General features: G+C 63.0%; 20 protein-coding genes. 17 read left to right on the forward strand and 3 right to left on the reverse strand.

Annotation, left to right across the window (positions count from 1 at the left end; all coding sequences use genetic code 11):
- Positions 1-65: 65 nt before the first annotated feature.
- The 10 genes from RY831_RS07315 to RY831_RS07360 all read left to right on the forward strand — a co-directional run bounded on the left by RY831_RS07315 (position 66) and on the right by RY831_RS07360 (position 8,914).
- Positions 66-680, forward strand: a complete 615-nt coding sequence (locus RY831_RS07315) for a TorD/DmsD family molecular chaperone (protein ID WP_326505660.1) — start codon at positions 66-68, stop codon at positions 678-680.
- A 197-nt stretch (positions 681-877) separates the two neighbouring features.
- Positions 878-1,072: a hypothetical protein gene (locus RY831_RS07320; RefSeq protein ID WP_326505661.1), complete on the forward strand. Its 195-nt coding sequence runs from the start codon at positions 878-880 to the stop codon at positions 1,070-1,072.
- 30 nt (positions 1,073-1,102) lie between these two features.
- Positions 1,103-4,066: a formate dehydrogenase subunit alpha gene (locus RY831_RS07325; protein WP_326505662.1), complete on the forward strand. Its 2,964-nt coding sequence runs from the start codon at positions 1,103-1,105 to the stop codon at positions 4,064-4,066.
- Positions 4,067-4,078: 12 nt separating this feature from the next.
- A complete protein-coding gene (gene fdh3B / locus RY831_RS07330) occupies positions 4,079-4,708 on the forward strand; it encodes a formate dehydrogenase FDH3 subunit beta (protein WP_326505663.1) in 630 nt (209 codons plus the stop codon).
- Complete coding sequence (locus RY831_RS07335) at positions 4,705-4,941, forward strand: hypothetical protein (protein WP_326505664.1); 237 nt, start codon at positions 4,705-4,707, stop codon at positions 4,939-4,941. The genes fdh3B and RY831_RS07335 overlap by 4 nt, the downstream gene beginning before the upstream one ends.
- Positions 4,942-4,997: 56 nt before the next feature.
- Positions 4,998-6,143: a formate dehydrogenase subunit gamma gene (locus RY831_RS07340; RefSeq protein WP_326505665.1), complete on the forward strand. Its 1,146-nt coding sequence runs from the start codon at positions 4,998-5,000 to the stop codon at positions 6,141-6,143.
- A 10-nt stretch (positions 6,144-6,153) separates the two neighbouring features.
- Positions 6,154-6,558: a hypothetical protein gene (locus tag RY831_RS07345; protein ID WP_326505666.1), complete on the forward strand. Its 405-nt coding sequence runs from the start codon at positions 6,154-6,156 to the stop codon at positions 6,556-6,558.
- 52 nt (positions 6,559-6,610) lie between these two features.
- On the forward strand, positions 6,611-7,453 hold the full coding sequence (locus RY831_RS07350) for a formate dehydrogenase accessory sulfurtransferase FdhD (protein WP_326505667.1): 843 nt from the start codon (positions 6,611-6,613) through the stop codon (positions 7,451-7,453).
- 82 nt (positions 7,454-7,535) lie between these two features.
- Positions 7,536-8,243 (forward strand): ABC transporter permease, encoded by a 708-nt coding sequence (locus RY831_RS07355; RefSeq protein WP_326505668.1) that lies wholly within the window; start codon positions 7,536-7,538, stop codon positions 8,241-8,243.
- A complete protein-coding gene (locus RY831_RS07360) occupies positions 8,240-8,914 on the forward strand; it encodes an energy-coupling factor ABC transporter ATP-binding protein (protein ID WP_326505669.1) in 675 nt (224 codons plus the stop codon). The genes RY831_RS07355 and RY831_RS07360 overlap by 4 nt, the downstream gene beginning before the upstream one ends.
- Positions 8,915-9,091: 177 nt before the next feature.
- Here RY831_RS07360 and RY831_RS07365 read toward each other — a convergent pair whose 3' ends face one another.
- Positions 9,092-9,445, reverse strand: coding sequence for a hypothetical protein (locus RY831_RS07365; RefSeq protein WP_326505670.1), 354 nt, complete (start codon positions 9,443-9,445; stop codon positions 9,092-9,094).
- Between the two features lie 195 nt (positions 9,446-9,640).
- Positions 9,641-10,495, reverse strand: a complete 855-nt coding sequence (locus RY831_RS07370) for a DMT family transporter (protein WP_326505671.1) — start codon at positions 10,493-10,495, stop codon at positions 9,641-9,643.
- Positions 10,496-10,989: 494 nt separating this feature from the next.
- On the opposite strand from RY831_RS07370, the gene RY831_RS07375 reads away from it, so the two are divergent.
- From RY831_RS07375 to RY831_RS07385, 3 genes are all read left to right on the forward strand, one after another.
- On the forward strand, positions 10,990-12,210 hold the full coding sequence (locus RY831_RS07375) for a benzoate/H(+) symporter BenE family transporter (RefSeq protein ID WP_326505672.1): 1,221 nt from the start codon (positions 10,990-10,992) through the stop codon (positions 12,208-12,210).
- A gap of 41 nt (positions 12,211-12,251) precedes the next feature.
- Positions 12,252-12,803, forward strand: a complete 552-nt coding sequence (locus RY831_RS07380) for an Lrp/AsnC family transcriptional regulator (RefSeq protein WP_326505673.1) — start codon at positions 12,252-12,254, stop codon at positions 12,801-12,803.
- 154 nt (positions 12,804-12,957) lie between these two features.
- The gene (locus RY831_RS07385; protein WP_326505674.1) at positions 12,958-13,557 is read left to right on the forward strand and encodes a type 1 glutamine amidotransferase domain-containing protein; all 600 of its coding nucleotides are present in this window, start codon (positions 12,958-12,960) and stop codon (positions 13,555-13,557) included.
- A 314-nt stretch (positions 13,558-13,871) separates the two neighbouring features.
- Here RY831_RS07385 and RY831_RS07390 read toward each other — a convergent pair whose 3' ends face one another.
- A complete protein-coding gene (locus RY831_RS07390; RefSeq protein WP_326505675.1) occupies positions 13,872-14,570 on the reverse strand; it encodes a Crp/Fnr family transcriptional regulator in 699 nt (232 codons plus the stop codon).
- A 244-nt stretch (positions 14,571-14,814) separates the two neighbouring features.
- Here RY831_RS07390 and RY831_RS07395 point away from each other — a divergent pair, with 244 nt between their 5' ends.
- The 4 genes from RY831_RS07395 (at position 14,815) to RY831_RS07410 (ending at position 19,809) form a co-directional block, all read left to right on the forward strand.
- Entirely contained in the window at positions 14,815-16,773 is a 1,959-nt protein-coding gene (locus RY831_RS07395) for an AMP-dependent synthetase/ligase (RefSeq protein WP_437126232.1), read from the forward strand.
- Position 16,774: 1 nt separating this feature from the next.
- A complete protein-coding gene (locus RY831_RS07400; protein WP_326505677.1) occupies positions 16,775-17,563 on the forward strand; it encodes an ABC transporter ATP-binding protein in 789 nt (262 codons plus the stop codon).
- Positions 17,564-17,619: 56 nt separating this feature from the next.
- Complete coding sequence (locus RY831_RS07405) at positions 17,620-18,549, forward strand: branched-chain amino acid ABC transporter permease (protein ID WP_326505678.1); 930 nt, start codon at positions 17,620-17,622, stop codon at positions 18,547-18,549.
- 195 nt (positions 18,550-18,744) lie between these two features.
- Positions 18,745-19,809 carry a branched-chain amino acid ABC transporter permease gene (locus tag RY831_RS07410; protein ID WP_326505679.1) on the forward strand — a complete coding sequence of 355 codons (1,065 nt, stop codon included), beginning with the start codon at positions 18,745-18,747 and terminating at the stop codon, positions 19,807-19,809.
- Positions 19,810-19,847: the final 38 nt, after the last annotated feature.

The following is a 19,847-nucleotide window of genomic DNA, read 5'->3' on the forward strand; positions in this document are numbered from 1 at the left end:
GCGCGCTTCAGTAAAGCTAAAGCCGCGAAGCCGATCGCACCGACCTCCGATAAGCCGACGAACACATGACTACTGCCCAAGCGCTCAAATTCGAAGCTCCCGACCAGGGCGAGGAAACCGCCCGCGCCGACCTCTACGGCTTGCTGGCAGCGCTGTTTTATGCGCCGCCGCCGGCAGAGCTGCTGGCGGCCATCGCCGCTTCCTCCACGGAAGGCGAAGGCATCCTGCAGCAGGCCTGGGGCGAGGTCGCAGCCGCTTGCAGGCAAACCGATCCGGAATCCCTGCGCGAACTGTACGAGTCGCTCTTCATCGGCGTGGGCAAGCCGGACCTCATGCTCTACGGTTCATATTACATGTCCGGCTTCCTGATGGAAAAGCCGTTGGCGGCACTGCGCGCCGATCTCGACCGGATGGGCCTGCAGCGCGACGAACATGTGCCCGAAAGCGAAGACCATATCGCCACGCTGTGTGAAGTGATGCGCTACCTGATCGCGTCGGATGATGCGCTGCACGCCAACCTGGCGACACAGAAGCAATTCTTCGCCGACCACCTGCAGCCGTGGGTGATACAGATGTGCGATGCCGTCATCGAGCATCCGCAGGCAGGCTTCTATGCTGCGGTCGCACAATTGGCGAAGAGCTTTTTCGAGGTGGAGATGCAGGCATTCGACATGGCTTGAAACGGGAACACTTTCCGTAGATGAAAATTTTTCACCTGCAATCAATCTACATGGACAAATGTTCTAATCAGTGCAATTCAACAAAAATTGTGCTACTTTGAAATGCACAATATGCGTACATGAAACAACCCAAACGCAATTCACGCGTTTCAAAAAAAATAGCAGGCAGAGCGAACAACGCTCCAGGAGACGACATCATGGCAGAGCAGAACAAGGTAGCCCGCAGGACTTTCTTCGCGGGACTGGGCCTGGCCGCCGCGGCCGGCATCGCCGCAAAGTTTTCCCCCAAGACCAGCGCACCCGAGGCGGACGGCAAGGCCGCCGAGCCCCAGGGCGACGGCTACCGCCTGACCGAACACATCAAGAAGTACTACCGAACTACCACCATTTAATCCACCGTTCAACCCTTACGGGAGACGACCATGCTGTTGACTCGCAAAGGCCAGTCAGGCCAGCGCTCGCCCAATCGATTCACGTCCAGCCTGTCCGAGAGCCTGTCGCGCGCGCTGCCGACAATGGACCGGCGCACTTTCCTTAAACGTTCCGGCATCGGCATCGGCGCCGGCATCGCCGCTTCCCAGCTCAACCTGATCCAGAAGGCCAGGGCGGCCGACGGCGCCAAGCCGACCGGCAACGGCAAGGTCGAGGTGCGGCGCACGGTCTGCACCCATTGCTCGGTCGGCTGCGCGGTGGATGCGGTGGTGGAGAACGGCGTCTGGGTGCGGCAGGAACCGGTGTTCGATTCGCCGATCAACCTCGGCGCGCACTGCGCGAAAGGCGCGGCGCTGCGTGAGCACGGCCACGGTGAATACCGGCTGAAATACCCGATGAAGCTGGTCAACGGCAAGTACCAGCGCATCAGCTGGGACCAGGCGCTCAACGAGATCTCGGCCAGGATGCTCGATATCAGGAAGACCAGCGGCCCGGATTCGGTGTTCTTCGTCGGCTCCTCCAAGCACAACAACGAACAGGCGGCGCTGCTGCGCAAGTTCGTGTCCTTCTTCGGCACCAACAACACCGACCACCAGGCCCGCATCTGCCACTCGACCACCGTCGCCGGCGTTGCCAACACCTGGGGCTACGGCGCGATGACCAACAGCTACAACGATATGCAGAACGCCAAGGCGGTCATGTATATCGGTTCCAATGCCGCCGAGGCGCACCCGGTGTCGATGCTGCACATGCTGCATGCGAAGGAAAACGGCACCAAGATGATCGTGGTCGATCCGCGCTTTACCCGCACCGCGGCCAAGGCCGACCAGTACATCCGCATCCGTTCCGGCACCGACATCCCGTACCTGTACGGCATGCTGTACCACATCTTCAAGAACGGCTGGGAAGACAAGCAGTACATCAACGACCGCGTCTACGGCATGGACAAGATCCGCGAAGAGGTGATGACCTGGACGCCGGAACGCGTCGAGGAAGCCTGCGGCGTGACCGAAGCCGAGCTGTACAAGGCGGCCGAGACCATGGCCAAGAACCGGCCGTCCTCGCTGGTCTGGTGCATGGGCCAAACCCAGCACACCATCGGCAATGCGATGGTGCGCGCTTCCTGCCTGGTGCAGCTGGCGCTGGGCAACATCGGCGTCTCCGGCGGCGGCGCCAACATCTTCCGCGGCCACGACAACGTGCAGGGCGCCACCGACGTCGGCCCCAACCCCGATTCCCTGCCCGGCTACTACGGCCTGGCCACCGGCTCCTGGAAGCACTGGGCGGCGGTGTGGGGCGTGGATTATGAATGGATCAAGAAGCAGTTCGTGTCGCAGGCGATGATGGAAAAGTCCGGCACCACCGTCTCGCGCTGGGTCGATGCGGTGCTGGAAAAGAACGAGCTGATCGACCAGGACAACAACGTCAAGGCGATGCTGTTCTGGGGCCATGCGCCGAACTCGCAGACGCGCGGCCTGGACATGAAGAAGGCGCTCGACAAGCTCGACATGCTAGTGGTGATCGACCCCTATCCGTCGGCCACCGCGGCGATGGCGGCGATGAAGGTCGACGGCCAGGAACTCAATCCGAACCGCGCGGTGTACCTGCTGCCGGCGGCGACGCAGTTCGAGACCTCCGGTTCGGTCACCGCGTCGAACCGCTCGATCCAGTGGCGCGAAAAAGTCATCGAGCCGCTGTTCGAATCGCGCACCGACCACATGATCATGTATCAGCTGGCGGAAAAGCTCGGCTTCGGCAAGGAGCTCGTCGCCAAGATCAAGCTGGTGCCCGGCAAGGGCGGCATGATGGAACCGGAGCCGGAAGACATGCTGCGCGAGATCAACCGCGGCACCTGGACCATCGGTTACACCGGCCAGTCGCCCGAGCGGCTCAAGGCGCACATGAAGAACATGCACCTGTTCGACGTGAAGACGCTGCGCTGCAAGGGCGGCAAGGATGCGGCCACCGGCTACGACATGACCGGCGACTACTTCGGCCTGCCCTGGCCCTGCTACGGGACGCCGGAGATGAAGCATCCGGGCACCCACATCCTGTACAACACCAACCAGCACGTGATGGACGGCGGCGGCAACTTCCGCGCCAACTTCGGCGTCGAGCGCGACGGCGTCAATCTGCTGGCCGAGGACGGCTCGCATTCGGTGGGCGCCGACATCACCACCGGCTATCCGGAATTCGACCATGTGCTGCTGAAGAAGCTCGGCTGGTGGGACGACCTCACCGATGCGGAGAAGAAGGCGGCCGAAGGCAAGAACTGGAAGACCGATCTGTCGGGCGGCATCCAGCGCGTCTGCATCAAGGTGCACGGCGTGCATCCGTTCGGCAATGCCAAGGCGCGCGCGGTGGTATGGAACTTCCCCGACCCGGTGCCGAAGCACCGCGAGCCGCTGTACGGCACGCGTCCGGATCTGGTGGCCAAGTATCCGACGCATGACGACAAGATGGCCTTCTGGCGGCTGCCGACGCTGTACAAATCGGTGCAGCAGAAGAACGTGGAAGCCAAGCTGCACGAGAAATTCCCGATCATCCTGACGTCGGGACGGCTGGTGGAATACGAAGGCGGCGGCGAGGAAACCCGCTCCAACCCGTGGCTGGCCGAACTGCAGCAGGACAACTTCGTGGAGATCAATCCGAAGGCGGCGGCCGACCGCGGCATCCGGGACGGCGAATACGTAATCGTGTCGACCCCGACCGGCGCCCGCATCAAGGTGAAAGCGCTGGTGACGCAGCGCGTCGGCGCCGATACCGCGTTCATCCCGTTCCATTTCTCGGGCTGGTGGCAGGGCAAGGACATGCTCGAGTACTACCCCCAGGGCGCGGCCCCGGTGGTGCGCGGCGAGGCGGTCAATACCGCGACCACCTACGGCTACGACTCGGTGACCATGATGCAGGAAACCAAGACCACCATCTGCAACATCGAACGCTTTACTGCCTGACGGAGACACGACATGGCACGAATGAAATTCATCTGCGACTCGGAGCGCTGCATCGAGTGCAACAGCTGCGTCACTGCCTGCAAGAACGAGCATGAGGTTCCGTGGGGCGTGAACCGCCGCCGGGTGGTGACCGTCAACGACGGCATCGTCGGCCAGGAAAAATCGGTCTCGGTGGCCTGCATGCATTGCTCGGATGCGCCCTGCATGGCGGTCTGCCCGGTCGACTGCTTCTACCGCACCGACGAAGGCGTGGTGCTGCACAACAAGGATACCTGCATCGGCTGCGGCTACTGCTCGTATGCCTGCCCGTTCGGCGCGCCGCAGTTCCCCTCCTCCGGCACCTTCGGCCTGCGCGGCAAGATGGACAAGTGCACCTTCTGCGCCGGCGGCCCCGAGGAGAACGGATCCAAGGCCGAGTTCGACAAGTACGGCCGCAACCGCCTGGCCGAAGGCAAGCTGCCGGCCTGCGCCGAAATGTGCTCGACCAAGGCGCTGCTCGGCGGCGACGGCGACATGGTGGCCGACATCTTCCGCAGCCGCGTCCTGCGGCGCGGCAAGGGCAGCGAAGTCTGGGGCTGGGGCACCGCCTACGGCAAGGCGCCCAACGGTGAGGCCAAGGCGCCGGAAGGAACCAAGTCATGATGCGCATCCTGATATCCGCCGCCTGCGCGGCCATGCTGGCCGGACTTGCCGGCTGCGGCGAACTCGACCAGAGCATGACGGCCGACAACACCAACCGCAGCGATGCCGCTCCCTGGCAGGGCGCGAAGAACAGCTATGTGGAGCAGGGCTGGAAGGCCGGCGACAAGGCCAGCTGGGAAAAGCAGCTGCAGACGCGCGGACAGGCGCAGAACGAATACCTGAAGTCCAACTAGCGTTCCAGTCAGGGCGGCGCCTCGGCGCCGCTCCGGTCCGCAGAAGGGAAACCATCATGAAAACATGGATCACCGGCCTTGCCCTGTCGCTGATGCTCGGCGGCGCGGCGCATGCGCAAGAGGCGAAGACGCCGGTTGCAGCACCGGCTTCCGCAGCCGCAGCGCCGGCAGCGCAGGCGCAAACGCCGCTCAATGTCGAATCGATCGACATCCTGAAGCAGAACCAGGCCGAACGCAGCCTCACCCAGCCCGGCAACAACGCGCCGGTCTGGCGCCAGGTCAAGGAAGGCACGAACCACTATACCAGCCTGCCCGGCCCGGAGATGGGCGTGCTGATCCAGCCCAAGGCGCAGTTCCCGGGACAGGACCGCGCGACCACCGCCGGCGAGGCATGGAGGCAATACCGCAACGGCCCGCTGATGCAGATCGGCGGCTGGCTGCTGATCCTCGCGGTGCTCGCGCTGGCCGCGGTGTACTTCATCAAGGGTCCGATCAGATTGAAGGGCGCCCGCACCGGCCGCCTGATCGAGCGCTTCACCTCGCTCGAGCGCATCACTCACTGGACGGTGGCCATTACCTTCCTGACGCTCGCCATCTCCGGCGTCATCATGCTATTCGGCAAATACGTGCTGCTGCCGGTGTTCGGCCATACGCTGTTCGGCTGGCTGGCCTATGCCTGCAAGAACATCCACAACTTCGTCGGCCCGCTGTTCTCGCTGTCGCTGATCGTGATGTTCGTCATTTTCGTCAAGGACAACCTGCCCAACCGTTCCGATGCGGTATGGATCAAGCGCCTGGGCGGCGCTATCGGCAAGGAGCATGTCAAATCCGGCCGTTTCAATGCCGGCGAAAAGATGTGGTTCTGGGGCGGCGTCACGCTGCTCGGCCTGATCGTCAGCGCCTCCGGCTTCGTGCTCGACATGCTGGTGCCCGGCATGCTGTATACCCGAGGCACGATGCAGGTCGCCAACGTAATCCACCTGGTGGCGGCGGTGCTGGTGTTCGCGATGTCGCTCGGCCACATCTACATGGGCTCGATCGGCACCGAGGGCGCCTATGAAGCGATGCGCAGCGGCTATGTTGACGACACCTGGGCCAGGGAACACCATGAGCTGTGGTACGAGCAGGTGCAGAGCGGCGAAGTGCCGCGCGTGCGCTCGAATCCGCCCGCAGGCGGCGGCGCACCGGTCAAGACGGTTTGAGGAGAATGCAATGAAGAAATGCTTATCTGGTCTGACACTGGCTGCCTTCACAGCTTTCGGTCTGGCGGCCGGCGCGGCGCATGCCAAGCTGCCGCCTCCCACGCCGGAAGCCAAGGCCGCCGCCGATGCCGCGAAGGACAAGGCGGCATGGGGCGAGAAGGTAGCGGCCTATAAACTTTGCCTGTCGCAGGACAAGACCGCTGCGTATTACCAGAAGAACAAGGAAGGCGCGAAGAAGCCGACCGTGGAAACGCCGGCCTGCACCGACCCCGGACCGTATGTGCCGCCGGCGCCGCAGGCAGCAGCGGCGGCTCCGGCAACTCCGGCCGCGCCTGCAGCTGCAACCCCCGCTGCTGCAGTTGCAACCCCGGCAACATCGACAGCATCAACAACAGGCGCGCCTGCCACGAAGTAACCCGCGTATCGCTGATACACTGTTTGCCGTCCCAAGCAGAAAAGCCTCCCGCATGCCACGCCGCCCTCACCTCACCAATGCCGCCGCCAATCTGACGCAGGAAGTCGAGGTCATGGACGAGCGCGGCAGGCTTTCCACGATTTCCATTCCCGCCGAGCGGCCGCTCACCGTCTATGTCGACAAGCGCGAACTGGTCACGCTGATGACGCTGGGCGGCGCGCCGGAAGCGCTGACGCTCGGCTACCTGCGCAACCAGCGCCTGGTGCGCTCGGTGGAAGACATCGAATCGGTCACCGTGGACTGGGAAGTGGGCGCGGTGGCCGTGAAGACTTACACCGGCATCGCCGACATCGAGGAACGCACTTCGAAGAAGGTGGTCACCACCGGCTGCGGCCAGGGCTCGGTGTTCGGCGGACTGATGGATGAGGTCGACCAGATCACCCTGCCGCCGGAGGCGCGGCTCAAGCAATCGACGCTGTACCGGATCGTCGACACCATCCGCACCCAGCAGTCGATCTACAAGCAGGCCGGCTCGGTGCACGGCTGCGCGCTGTTTTCCGGCGACGGCGAGCTGCTGCATTTCGTCGAGGACGTGGGCCGCCACAATGCGGTCGACTCCATCGCCGGCCGCATGTGGCTCGACGACGTCGGCGGCAACGACAAGGTGTTCTACACCACCGGCCGGCTGACTTCGGAAATGGTGATCAAGGGCGCGCAGATGGGCATTCCCTTCCTGCTGTCGCGCTCGGGCACCACCCAGATGGGCCACATGGTGGCCGCCAAGCTCGGCATGTCGCTGCTGGCGCGCTGCACCGGCAAGCATTTCCTGGCGCTGACGGGGCGCGAACGGTTGATCATGGAGCCGCACCTGGCCGACGTGCTGCGCATCGCGTAATCCCCTGAAAGCCTAATAGCATAAGCGCCGCCGCTCTGGCACACTTGCCCTATTCCGTTTCGGTCAATCTCCGCCGCACCCCATGCATTTGCTCGACGCCATCCGCGATGCCTTTCTCCTGCTGCTATCCGGCGATGCCGACCTGTGGGGCATTATCTGGCTCTCGATCAAGACCACCCTGCTCGCGCTGTTGATCGCCGCGCCGCTGGCCGTGCTGCTCGGCTACCTGATCGCCGCCCGTTCCTTCGCCGGACGCCGCATCCTGATCTGGCTGGTGCAGGCATCGATGTCACTGCCTACCGTGCTGATCGGCCTGCTGCTTTACCTGACGCTGTCGCGCCAGGGGCCGCTGGGCGACCTGCGCTGGCTGTTTTCGCAATCCGCTATCGTGGCCGGGCAGGTGCTGATCTCGCTGCCGGTGCTGACCGCCTTCACGCTGGCCGCCGTGCAGGCGGCCGACCTGCGCGTGGCCGAAACCGCCGTCACGCTCGGCGCCTCGCCATGGCGGGTGATGCGCACCGTGCTGCACGAGGTGCGCTACGGCGTGATGGCGGCGGTGATCAGCGGCTTCGGCCGCGTCATCTCGGAGGTCGGCTGCGCGATCATGGTGGGAGGCAACATCGCCGGCGAGACGCGCACCATCACCACCGCCATCGCGCTCGAGACCAGCAAGGGCGAGTTCGCGCAGGGCATCGCGCTCGGCATCGTGCTGGTGACCATCGCGCTGGCAATCAATGCGTTCATGGTGGCGGTGCAGGGCGATCCGCGTGCCGCGCGAGGTGCGGCATGAGCGAGCTGCTCAGCATCGAACGCCTGTGCAAGCGCTTCGGCGAGCGGGAACTGTTCAATATCGACAGGCTGTTCATCCACCAGGCCGCCGCCTATGTGCTGACCGGGCTCAACGGCGCCGGCAAGAGCACGCTGCTGCGGGTGCTGGCGGGCCTGGAGCAGGCGGACGCGCAGCGCGTCAGCTTCCTGGGAAAGGACGCGAGCCTGTCGCCCTACTGCCGCGCGATGCGCGAAGCGGTGGTCTACGTGCACCAGCACCCGGTAATGTTTTCCACCAGCGTTGCGCACAATATCGCCTACGGGCTGGAAGCGCGCGGCATGCCGAAAGCGGAAATTGCGCGGCTGGTGGAAGAGGCGATGCAATGGGCCGGCGTCGAACACCTGCGCGACAGCAAGCCGCTGACCTTGTCCGGCGGGGAAAAGCAGCGCATCGCGCTGGCGCGCGCCAAGGTGCTGTCGCCCAAGCTGCTGCTGCTCGACGAGCCGACTTCCAACCTCGACGGCGCCGCGCGGGAACAGGTGATCTCGCTGATTCCGTCGCTGGTGCGCGGCGGAAGCAGCGTCATCATGGCTTGCCATGACCGCGACCTGATCGCGCTGCCCGGCGTGCAGCGGCTGAAGCTGCGCGAAGGACGGCTGCAGATGCGCCAGCAGCGCGTGCGCGCGGCTTGATTCAATGCAATAAGCTTGGCGGAAAAACCTCGCCGGAAAACACGATCCGGTAGTGCGGCCTCCGTGCCTGCACGTGCTCCAGGCGAGCGAGGCTGGTGCAGGCACGGAGGCCGCACTACCTTTGAGGGAAGTTTCCCTGACCGCCGTGCGTAATGCTGCGGCGAGACAGGAAAAACTTTACTGCTTCTTCTCTCCCGTCGTCTCGGGCACCGAATGATTGTTCACCTGGCCGGAATGCGGCAGCGTGGTCTTTTCCTGTTGCTCGGTGAGCGTAACCGGATTGGCCTGGGTCGGTGTATTGGCGCTGCCGCTGGTGCCGGGTGCGGCGGCAGCCTGCGGCGCGATTGCGGCATCCGAAGGCGGCATCTGGTTGGCTGGCAATGCAACCGACTGGCTGGCACTGGAAGACGACGGCGTGATCGACGGCGCGCCGCTGGTGACGTCCGAGGTTTTCGGTTCCGGGGTTTTCTGACAGCCCGCGAGCAGCGCAAACGCCGCGCATGCGAGCAGGACACTGCTGGGTTTGTTCATGATGGCCTCGCTTGAAAATGTTCGTGGATTCCAACGACCCGGCAGGCGAATTCCATGCATCAAGCCGCATGCATCAAGCCGCATGCATCAAGCCGTTTTCATTGCGACATCATCAAGCGCCGCATGTTCTTCCTATCCGCAAGAAGTCAGACCCGCATCAAGCTTTTCCGCAATTAAGCTGCCCGCGGTCACTCCTCATGAGCAGCTTGCCGCCTGCTGCCTCCTGGCAGCAAAGAACACCGCGCCGAGTATGATCGCGCCGCCCGCCATCATGCCCGGCGTCGGTATCTCTCCCAGCAGCAGCGCCGCCAGCGCGATGCCGTACACCGGCTCGAGATAGGTGAACATGCTGGCAGTCTGCGCGCTGACGCGGCGCATGCCGGCGATGAACAGGGTATGCGCCAGCGCCGTGCAGGCCAGGCCGAGAAAGACCAGTTGCGCCAGGTCGGAAGCGGAGGCGGGCAACATCGATGCATCGAGCAGTGGAAGCAGCACAAGCGATGCGACGCCGTTTTGATAGACCGAGATCTTGACCGGATCTTCGCTTTGCACCAGCGCATGATTGAGCAGCTGGATTACCGCGAACGACAGGCCGGAGGCGATGCCCCACAGCGGGCCCGCCAGATCGGACGCATCATCGAGCGAGCCCGGCACCACCAGCCTGAGGCCCGCCATCAGCACCGCCACCAGCACGAAATCGCCGAGACGCATGCGCGCGTTGCCGAACAGCGGGCCGAGCAGGATGACAAAGATCGGAAAGCAGGAAAACGTCAACAGGCCGACCGCCACGCTCGACAAGCGGATCGACAGGAAAAAACTGGTCCAGTGGAAGGCCAGCAATATGCCGATCAGCAGGAAGCGCCATTGCTGCGCGCGGCTTGCGCGCAGGCCGATGCCCCTGATGCGCGCCCACGCGAACAGCCCGAGTGCTGCGAGACCTGCCCGCCCGGCGACCACCATGAGCACATCCAGCGTGTTGAGCTGGCCGACGACGCCGGACAGGCCAAACAGGAAGGTGGCAAGGTGGAGCTGCAGGACGGCGGCATTCATGGCGGATGGCAATGGAACGGAGTCATTGAGTTGAACAGACTGGCGCTGGAACGGGCATTCGCCTGCTCGCGCAGGCGGCTCCAAGGCGCGTAGCTTAAACCAATCGGGCAACTTTCCTTGAGGACCGATACCAGTGCCGGGACGGTGCTCTGCGCACCGGCATGGCGGCGGCCCCACGCAACGCGGTACCAAAGGCCACGCCCGGGATCGGCAAGCAGGTCAGGGTGAAACCGCTCCAGCGTCCCGCGTCAGACTTTGACCAGCCCTTCACGCAACGGGAATCGTTTATCGATCACGCGGAAACCGGTGTAGAACTTTTGCATGAGCAGTTGAAGTCGGGCCGGTATTTACCCGCATCACGACATTTGTTGAATTTTAGACACTATGTTTACTAAATGTAAATTATCTTGTGATCTAATCCGTACTTAAACTACTCGCCGCCGTGACGCGCCCCGCCGCAATACCGATACGCGGCCGACCTGACAGGAAGATGCATGCTTTCAAGACTGAAGAACGATTTTTCCGTCTCCGCGGCCATTGCCGGGCTGATCGCACTATTTGCCACTTACAGCGGTCCGGTACTCATCGTGGTGCAGGCCGCGCAAGCCGGGCACCTGCCGCATGAATTGCTGTCGACCTGGATCTGGGCGCTGTCCATCGGCGCGGGTGCGGCAGGCTTGCTGCTCAGCCTGAAGCACAGGATGCCAGTCATCGGCGCCTGGTCGACGCCCGGCGTGGCGCTGCTGATCACCGGCCTGGCGCAATATCCGTTCAGCGATGTGATCGGATGCTTTCTGGTATTGACCATCATCGTTGCGGCACTCGGCTTGTCCGGCCTGTTCACGCGCTTCATGGCGGTGCTTCCGGCACATCTACTGTCGGCCATGATCGCGGGCGTCCTGTTTCAATTTTGCGCGAAGATCTTCCAGTCGCTGCAATCCTTTCCCGACGTCGTACTCCCTGTGATTGCCGCCTACGTGGTCTGCCGGCGCTTCATTCCACGCTACGCCGTCGCTTTCGCCCTGTTTGCCGGCCTTGCCTGCGCCCTGCCCGGAATGCAGGTTGATCCGCAGTCGATCGACCTGCGCATCGCGGTGCCCTTGCTGACGCTTCCCACCTTTGCCCCGGACGCCCTGCTAGGCCTGGGCCTGCCCTTGCTGCTGCTGGGACTGACCCAGTATGCAACCTCGATCCATATTTTGCGCCACGCCGGTTATGACATTTCCCCCCGCTCGGTCGTCGGCACCTGCGGATTGATCTCGATCCCGCTTTCCCTGTTCGGGTCCTGCGGCATCAATCCCGCCGCGATCGTCGGCGCCATCTGCGCGAGTTCCGAATGCCATGACGATCCGAAGCGTCGCTACATTTCCGGGGTCGTGTGCGGCGTCGGTTATCTGGCTGTCGGTATCTTCGGCGCGTCGGTCGTTGCGCTGTTTGCCCTGCTGCCCCCGGGCCTGACGACCACGCTGGCGGGTCTTGCGCTGCTCGGCACGCTGGTCTCGAGTCTGACCAGTTCGCTTGCAGCCGACAGCCAGCGTGAAGCTTCGCTGATCACTTTCCTGGTCACGGTATCGGGCATGTCCTTTTTCGGACTCGGCTCGGCGCTGTGGGGATTGCTGGCCGGCGTGCTGTTCGGCATGGTGTTGACATGGAAACCGTCGCTCAGTCTGCTGCGCCTGAAAGACGCCGGACAGGGCAATGAAAACCAACGATAGAGCGCCTGCCGGAAACGCTCCCGGACGCCGCTGCAGGCGCCATGGATGCAACAGATGCCACCAATGCTGCCACCTCCGCCAGTGCATGCGGTCCGCCCGCATGCACGTCGCTACATAGGATCAATACCACCTGCATGCTCGCCCCCCTCGACAAGCATATTCTTGCTGTGATCCAGTCGAATGCACGCTTGAGCCATACCGAGCTTGCTTCGCATGTCGATTCCACACCAACGAGTTGCCGCAACCGCCTGCAGCATCTCGAGCGGGCGGGCTACATTCTGGATTACACCGCGCTGCTCGATCCGGTGAAGCTTGGCATGCCGCTTTTGATGTTCATCGAGATTACACTCGACCGTACGCATCCCGAGGCGTTCGGCCGCTTGCCCAAGGTACTTTCCGAAGTGCCCGAGGTGCTGGAGTGTCACCGGGTAACCGGTAAATTCGATTTTTTGGTCAAGATGCGGGCCAAGGACGTCAGTGCCTGCACCGCATTTCTTTCCAGCATGCTGCATGCCTGTCCCGGCATTCGACGAACATATACTCGCATGGTGGTCGAAGAGATCGTGTGCATGCCTGGTGTACCCCTGGCTTGAGACACCGCGCGGGTTTAGCGCCGGCGCAAGTTTTCCTTATAACCGAGTTGCATCAATCAGGCCCTTTCCTGCTTTGCAGCAAGCCAACTTCAAGCTGCCCGAACTTTTCCCCATGCGCTTCACTCCACCTGATTTTCAGCTTCAGGAGTCAATCATGGATCCAGCATTGAACGGCATGAATATCGCCATTCTCGTCACCGACGGTTTCGAGCAAGTCGAATTGACGGAACCGAAGAAGGCGCTGGAAGCCGCAGGCGCGCTGACCCGGATCGTGTCGGACAAATTCGATAAGGTGCAGGGCATGAATCACGACCAGCCTGGCGACCAGTTCACCGTCGACCTGCTGCTGCGCGAAGCCGACGCCAAGGCGTTCGACGCGGTGCTGCTTCCCGGCGGCAAGGTCAATGCGGCGGCATTGCGTGAAATGGACGAGGCACAGCGCTTCGTGCAGAACATCGAGGAAGACAACAAGCCGATCGCGGTGATCTGCCACGGCGGCTGGCTGCTGGTATCGGCGGGCCTGGTGGAAGGCCGCACCATGACCAGCTTTCCCGCGCTGGAGCAGGATATCCGCAGCGCCGGCGGTAACTGGGTGGACCAGGAAGTGGTGGTCGACGGCAACCTCGTCAGCAGCCGCACGCCGGAAGACATTCCCGCATTCAACGACAAGATGGTGGAAGTGATCGCCAACCGCATGCAGGAGCATCTGCGCGGCACCGGGGACGAGCATGCGGTGGGTCTCGCCGGCAGCTGATGCGGCTGCCCCTCGGCATCAAGGACTGTGGCGGTTAGGTGCCTGGCGCGCGCCGCAGTCATTCTCTCCCGCCCGCATCATGCACGGTCCGCGCATCCATCGTGCTTCATTCTTCATTCCGTTACGCGCATGCGCAAGGTGGCATCCATGCCATACTTCGACCGCCGGCATGTCCTACGCCGTGCCGTCGCTCCACGTGTCGCCGGAGTGCTTGAATGCCGCCACGGCGATATGCCGATCCATCGCGCAGGTCTCCACCATAAGTTGACAGGGAACGATGCGATCCCAAGTCATCAAATGGCTTGTCCCCGGTATCAGGCCTGGAAACGGCGCAGGCCGTCGAGATCGAGAATGTGGATGCCGCCGTAATCCACCCGCAGCAAGCCTTCCTTCTCCAGCACCTGCAGCGCCTGGTTGACGCGCTGGCGCGATGCGCCGGAGAGATAGCCGATTTCTTCCTGCGAAATCTGCAGCAGCGGATTGGCGCCGGGATACAGGTGGGAATTGAACATCGCCGCCAGGCAGCGGGCCACGCGCGAATCGACATCGAGCAGGCGGTCGAACTCGACCATGCCGATGAACTGGCCAAGGCGTTCGTTGAGCTGCATCAACAGGAAATGCGTGAAGGGCAAACTGGTATCGAGCAGCCACTGGAAGGTGGAGGCCGGCATGCGGGCGATGCGGCTGTCGCGCAGGGCCGTCACATCGTATTTGCGAGGCTCCTTCTTCAGCAGCGAGCCTTCGCCGAACCAGGCGCCGGCCTGCATGCCGGTGAAGGTGATCGACTTGCCTTCGGGTGACAGGTTGGTCATCTTCGCCAAGCCTTCGATGATGCCCATCCAGGCATCGACCGGCTCCCCCTTGCGGCACACATAGCCGCCCTTGGGCACGAAGGCTTCCACCGTCTCCGCCTCGACGCGCGCCATCTGCTCGGGCGTCAGGCCCTTGGCCCAGATCGACTGGCGCAGCACATCCCTGAGCAGAGGCTGCGACTGGGACTTGGGCGGATTCATGGTGCGCTGCATCAACGATAGTCTTGTGATCGAATGGAGATTGTCGGTCAGATGACAGCGCACAGACCTTCCTCTGTCTAGTATGCTGACAACAAAAGAATACAAACAACGGAGACATTGTAAGCCGACTTGCCCCATGCATGGCAATGCCGCTTGCACGCCCTGAGCAATCCTCGGCACTCCGGACTCCGATGCTTCATGACGGTACACCTGTTATCAGAGAGCGAGTGGGACGATGGTAGAGATGATCAAGACGGGCGGAAGCACCTTCCCCCGCATGCTGCTGCAACACGGCCAGGCCCGCCCGGACCGGCCTGCCTTCCGTGAAAAGGACCTCGGCATCTGGCAAAGCTGGAACTGGTCGCAGGTGGTCGACGAGGTGCGCACATTGGCCTGCGGCCTTGCCGCGATGGGTTTCAAGCGGGGAATGAACCTGGCCATCATCGGCGACAACCGGCCCCGGCTGTACTGGTCGATGATCGCCGCGCAATGTTTGGGCGGCGTCGCGGTACCGCTGTACCAGGATGCGCGCGCGGCCGACATGGCCTTCGTGCTGCAGGATGCGGAAGTGACGTTCGTGGTGGCGGAAGACCAGGAGCAGGTCGACAAGCTGTTCGAGATCAAGGAAGACCTCCTGCCCGGCACTACGCTGCTGCAACACATCATCTATGACGATGACCGCGGCATGCGCCATTACAACCAGCCGGAACTGTCCTACTTCCGGAAAGTGCAGGAGTTCGGCCGCGAATTCGAGCGCAGCCATCCCGACTTCTTCCTCAATGAAATCAATGCCGGCGACGAGAACGATATCGCGGTGATGCTGTACACCTCCGGCACCACCGGCAAGCCGAAAGGCGTATGCCAGACGCACGGCGCCTTCATCACCGCCGCGCGCGGCAGCATCGAATTCGATGCACTGACGCCGGACGAGGACATCCTGTCCTACCTGCCGATGGCCTGGTGCGGCGACCATCTGTTCTCCTTCGCGCAGGCGCTGGTGGCCGGCTATACGGTCAACTGCCCGGAATCGGGAGAGACGGTGCTCAACGACCTGCGCGAGATCGGCCCCACCTATTACTTCGCGCCGCCGCGCGTCTTCGAGAACATGCTGACCACGGTGATGATCCGCATGGAAGACGCCGGCGCCATCAAGCGCAAGATCTTCCATCACTACATGGAAGTCGCGCGCCGCGTCGGCTCCGATCTGCTCGACGGCAAGCCGGTCGGCGCGATGGACCGCTTCAGCTATGCGATGGGCAAGCTGCTGGTTTACGGGCCGCTGAAGAACGTGCTGGGCCTGTCGCGGGTGCGCGTGGCCTATACCGCGGGCGCGGCGATCGGCCCCGACCTGTTCCGCTTCTACCGCTCCATCGGCGTCAACCTCAAGCAGCTGTACGGCGCCACCGAAACCTGCGCCTATGTCTGCCTGCAGCCGAACGGCAACATCAAGTTCGACAGCGTCGGCCTGCCGGCGCCCGGCGTCGAAGTCAAGCTCGCGCCCAACGGCGAAGTGCTGGTGCGGTCCGCCGCCATGCTCAAGGAATACTACAAGCGGCCGGATGCGACCGCGGAAGTGATCGACAGCGATGGCTATTTCCATACCGGCGATGCCGGCATGTTCGACGAAGACGGCCACCTGAAGATCATCGACCGCGCGGCCGACGTCGGCCGCATGAACAGCGGCGCGATATTCGCACCCAACTACATCGAGAACAAGCTGAAGTTCTTCCCCTTCATCAAGGAAGCGGTGGCCTTCGGCAACGAGCGCGACATGGTGTGCGCCTTCATCAACATCGACCTCGAGGCGGTGGGCAACTGGGCGGAGCGGCGCGGCATCGCCTACTCCGGCTACACCGATCTCGCCGGCAAGCACGAGACCTACGACCTGATCGCCGAATGCGTGGAAAAGGTGAATGCCGACCTTGCCTCGGAACCGATGATGGCCGACACCCAGATCCACCGTTTCCTGGTGCTGCACAAGGAGCTCGACGCCGACGACGACGAACTGACCCGCACCCGCAAGGTGCGGCGCCGCTTCGTCGCCGAGAAGTACAAGGTGCTGATCGACGCGCTGTACGGCGGCCGGACTTCTCAGTACATCGAAACGCAGGTGAAGTTCGAGGACGGCCGCGAAGGCATGGTGGCGGCCGATCTGCGCATCGTCGACGTGAAGACGTTTTCCACTCTGAAGAAGGCGGCCTGACATGAGCAGTACACGCAAGATCGGCGACGTCATTCTCGACCTGAAGAACATCTCGCTGTCCTTCGGCGGCGTCAAGGCGCTGACCGACATTTCCTTCGACGTGCGCGAGCACGAGATCCGCTCCATCATCGGCCCCAACGGCGCCGGCAAGAGCTCGATGCTCAACGTGATCAACGGCGTCTACCGCCCGCAGCAGGGCGTGATCACCTACCGCGGACAGCAGCGCAAGGATATGAACACTTACGCGGCGGCCAAGAGCGGCATCGCCCGCACCTTCCAGAACATCGCGCTGTTCAAGGGCATGTCGGTGCTCGACAACATCATGACCGGCCGCAACCTGAAGATGCAGACCAGCTTCCTGCTGCAGGCGCTGTACTGGGGGCCGGCGCAGAGGGAAGAAATCGAGCATCGCAAGAAGGTCGAGGAAATCATCGACTTCCTGGAGATCCAGCACATCCGCAAGACGCCGGTGAGCCGCCTGCCCTACGGCTTGCAGAAGCGAGTCGAACTCGGCCGCGCGCTGGCCGCCGAGCCTTCCATCCTGCTGCTCGACGAACCGATGGCCGGCATGAACGTGGAAGAGAAGCAGGACATGTGCCGCTTCATCCTCGACGTCAACGACCAGTTCGGCACCACCATCGTGCTCATCGAGCATGACATGGGCGTGGTGATGGATATCTCCGACCGCGTGGTGGTGCTCGACTACGGCAAGAAGATCGGCGACGGCACCCCGGACGAAGTCCGTCGCAACGAGGATGTGATCGCCGCCTACCTGGGCACCGAGCACTGATCGCATCGACTGCACCGACAAGAAACATACGAGACTAAGAGACTAGGGGCGGCATCATGGGTTTTTTCATTGAAACACTGTTTGGCGGGCTGATGGCCGGCATGCTCTATGCGCTGGTGGCATTGGGCTTCGTGCTGATCTTCAAGGCCTCCGGCGTATTCAACTTTGCGCAGGGCGCGATGGTGCTGTTCGCCGCGCTGGCGATGGCGCGCTTTTCCGAATGGCTGCCGCAGTGGCTGGGCTTCAGCAATATGTTTCTTGCCAATGCGCTGGCGCTGATCGTATCGATCGCAATCATGGTGGTGGTGGCTTGGCTGATCGAGCGCTTCGCGCTGCGCAAGCTGGTCAACCAGGAACCGATCGCGCTGCTGATGGCCACGCTCGGCATCGGCTACTTCATGGACGGCGCGGGCCAGCTGCTGTTCGGCAGCGCCACCTACAAGATCGACGTCGGCATGCCGAAGGACCCGATGATGCTGTTCGAGAGCACCTTCGAAGGCGGCCTGCTGATCAGCAAGGAAGACCTGTATGCGGCGCTGATCGCGGCCACGCTGGTTGCCGCGCTGTCGATCTTCTTCCAGAAGACGGCGACCGGCCGCGCGCTGCGCGCGGTGGCCGACGACCACCAGGCGGCGCAGTCGATCGGCATTCCGCTGTCGCGGATCTGGGTGATCGTCTGGTCGGTCGGCGGCATCGTCGCGCTGGTGGCGGGCATCATCTGGGGCTCGAAGCTGGGCGTGCAGTTCTCGATCTCGCAGGTGGCGCTGAAGGCGCTGCCGGTGGTGATCCTCGGCGGCCTGACTTCGGTGCCGGGCGCGATCATCGGCGGGCTGATCATCGGCGCGGGGGAGAAATTGTCGGAGGTTTATATCGGGCCTTTCTTCGGCGGCGGCATTGAGAACTGGTTTGCGTATGTGCTGGCGCTGGGGTTCCTGCTGGTGCGTCCGCAGGGCTTGTTCGGGGACAAGATTATTGATCGGGTTTGATGAAGTATTCACTCATTAAGCGGCAAGAATAGAACCCCTCTCCCGCAGGCGGGAGAGGGGCAGGGGTGAGGGGGAGTGCCAAGGCAGCAGGTCTCGCGAGCCCCCTCATCCCCAGCCCTTCTCCCGCCTGCGGGAGAAGGGAGCGAGGCAGCAACAAACATCACCGGGACCACCCGGCACACTGGAGACGGCATCATGTTTTACCGCGAAAACGGTCAGTTCAAAACCAGCTATCTCACCGACCAGCAGATCTTCCCGGTCTCGCAGGACCGCATCGCGATGTGGCTGCTGCTCATCGTCGGCTTCGTCGTGCTGCCGGCCTTCGCCAGCGACTATTTCTTCCGCGCGGTGCTGATTCCCTTTCTGGTGCTGTCGCTGGCGGCGATCGGACTCAACATCTTGGTCGGCTATTGCGGCCAGATTTCGCTCGGCACCGGCGCCTTCATGGCCATCGGCGCCTATGCGGCCTTCAACCTGCATGCGCGCTTTCCCGGCATGCCGCTGCTGGTGTCACTGATCGGCGGCGGCCTTTGCGCAACGGTGTTCGGCGTGTTCTTCGGCATTCCCAGCCTGCGCATCCGCGGCCTGTATCTTGCCGTGGCCACGCTGGCCGCGCAGTTCTTCACCGACTGGTTCACCAACCGCGTGGCATGGGTCACAAACAACTCCTCGTCCGGTTCGGTCAGCGTCGGCACGCTCAACTTCCTCGGCATCACGCTCGATACGCCGATGGAAAAATACGTGTTCTGCCTGAGCGTGGTGCTGGTGTTCGGCCTGCTGGCCAAGAACCTGGTGCGCAGCGCCATCGGCCGCGAATGGATGGCGATCCGCGACATGGACGTGGCCGCCGCGGTGATCGGCATCCGCCCGGTGTTCGCCAAGCTGTCGGCCTTCGCGGTGAGTTCCTTCATCATCGGCGTGGCCGGCGCGCTGTGGGGCTTCATCCACCTCGGCGCCTGGGAGCCGGCGGCGTTCAACATCGACAAGTCCTTCCAGCTGCTGTTCATGGTGATCATCGGCGGCCTGGGCTCGATCGTCGGCAGCTTCTTCGGCGCTGCCTTCATGGTGCTGCTGCCGCTGCTGCTCAATTACGTGCCGCACTGGCTCGGCCTGCCGCTGTCGACCGCGACCGCTTCGCACCTGGAGCACATGATCTTCGGCGCGCTGATCGTATTCTTCCTGATCGTCGAGCCGCACGGCCTGGCAAGGCTGTGGCAGACGGCACGGCAGAAGCTGCGGGTCTGGCCGTTCCCGCATTGAGCATGGATAAAGAAAACTCCTCCCCCTTCAAGGGGGAG

The organism is Noviherbaspirillum album (genome assembly GCF_035916955.1).
Classification (GTDB): domain Bacteria; phylum Pseudomonadota; class Gammaproteobacteria; order Burkholderiales; family Burkholderiaceae_D; genus Noviherbaspirillum; species Noviherbaspirillum album.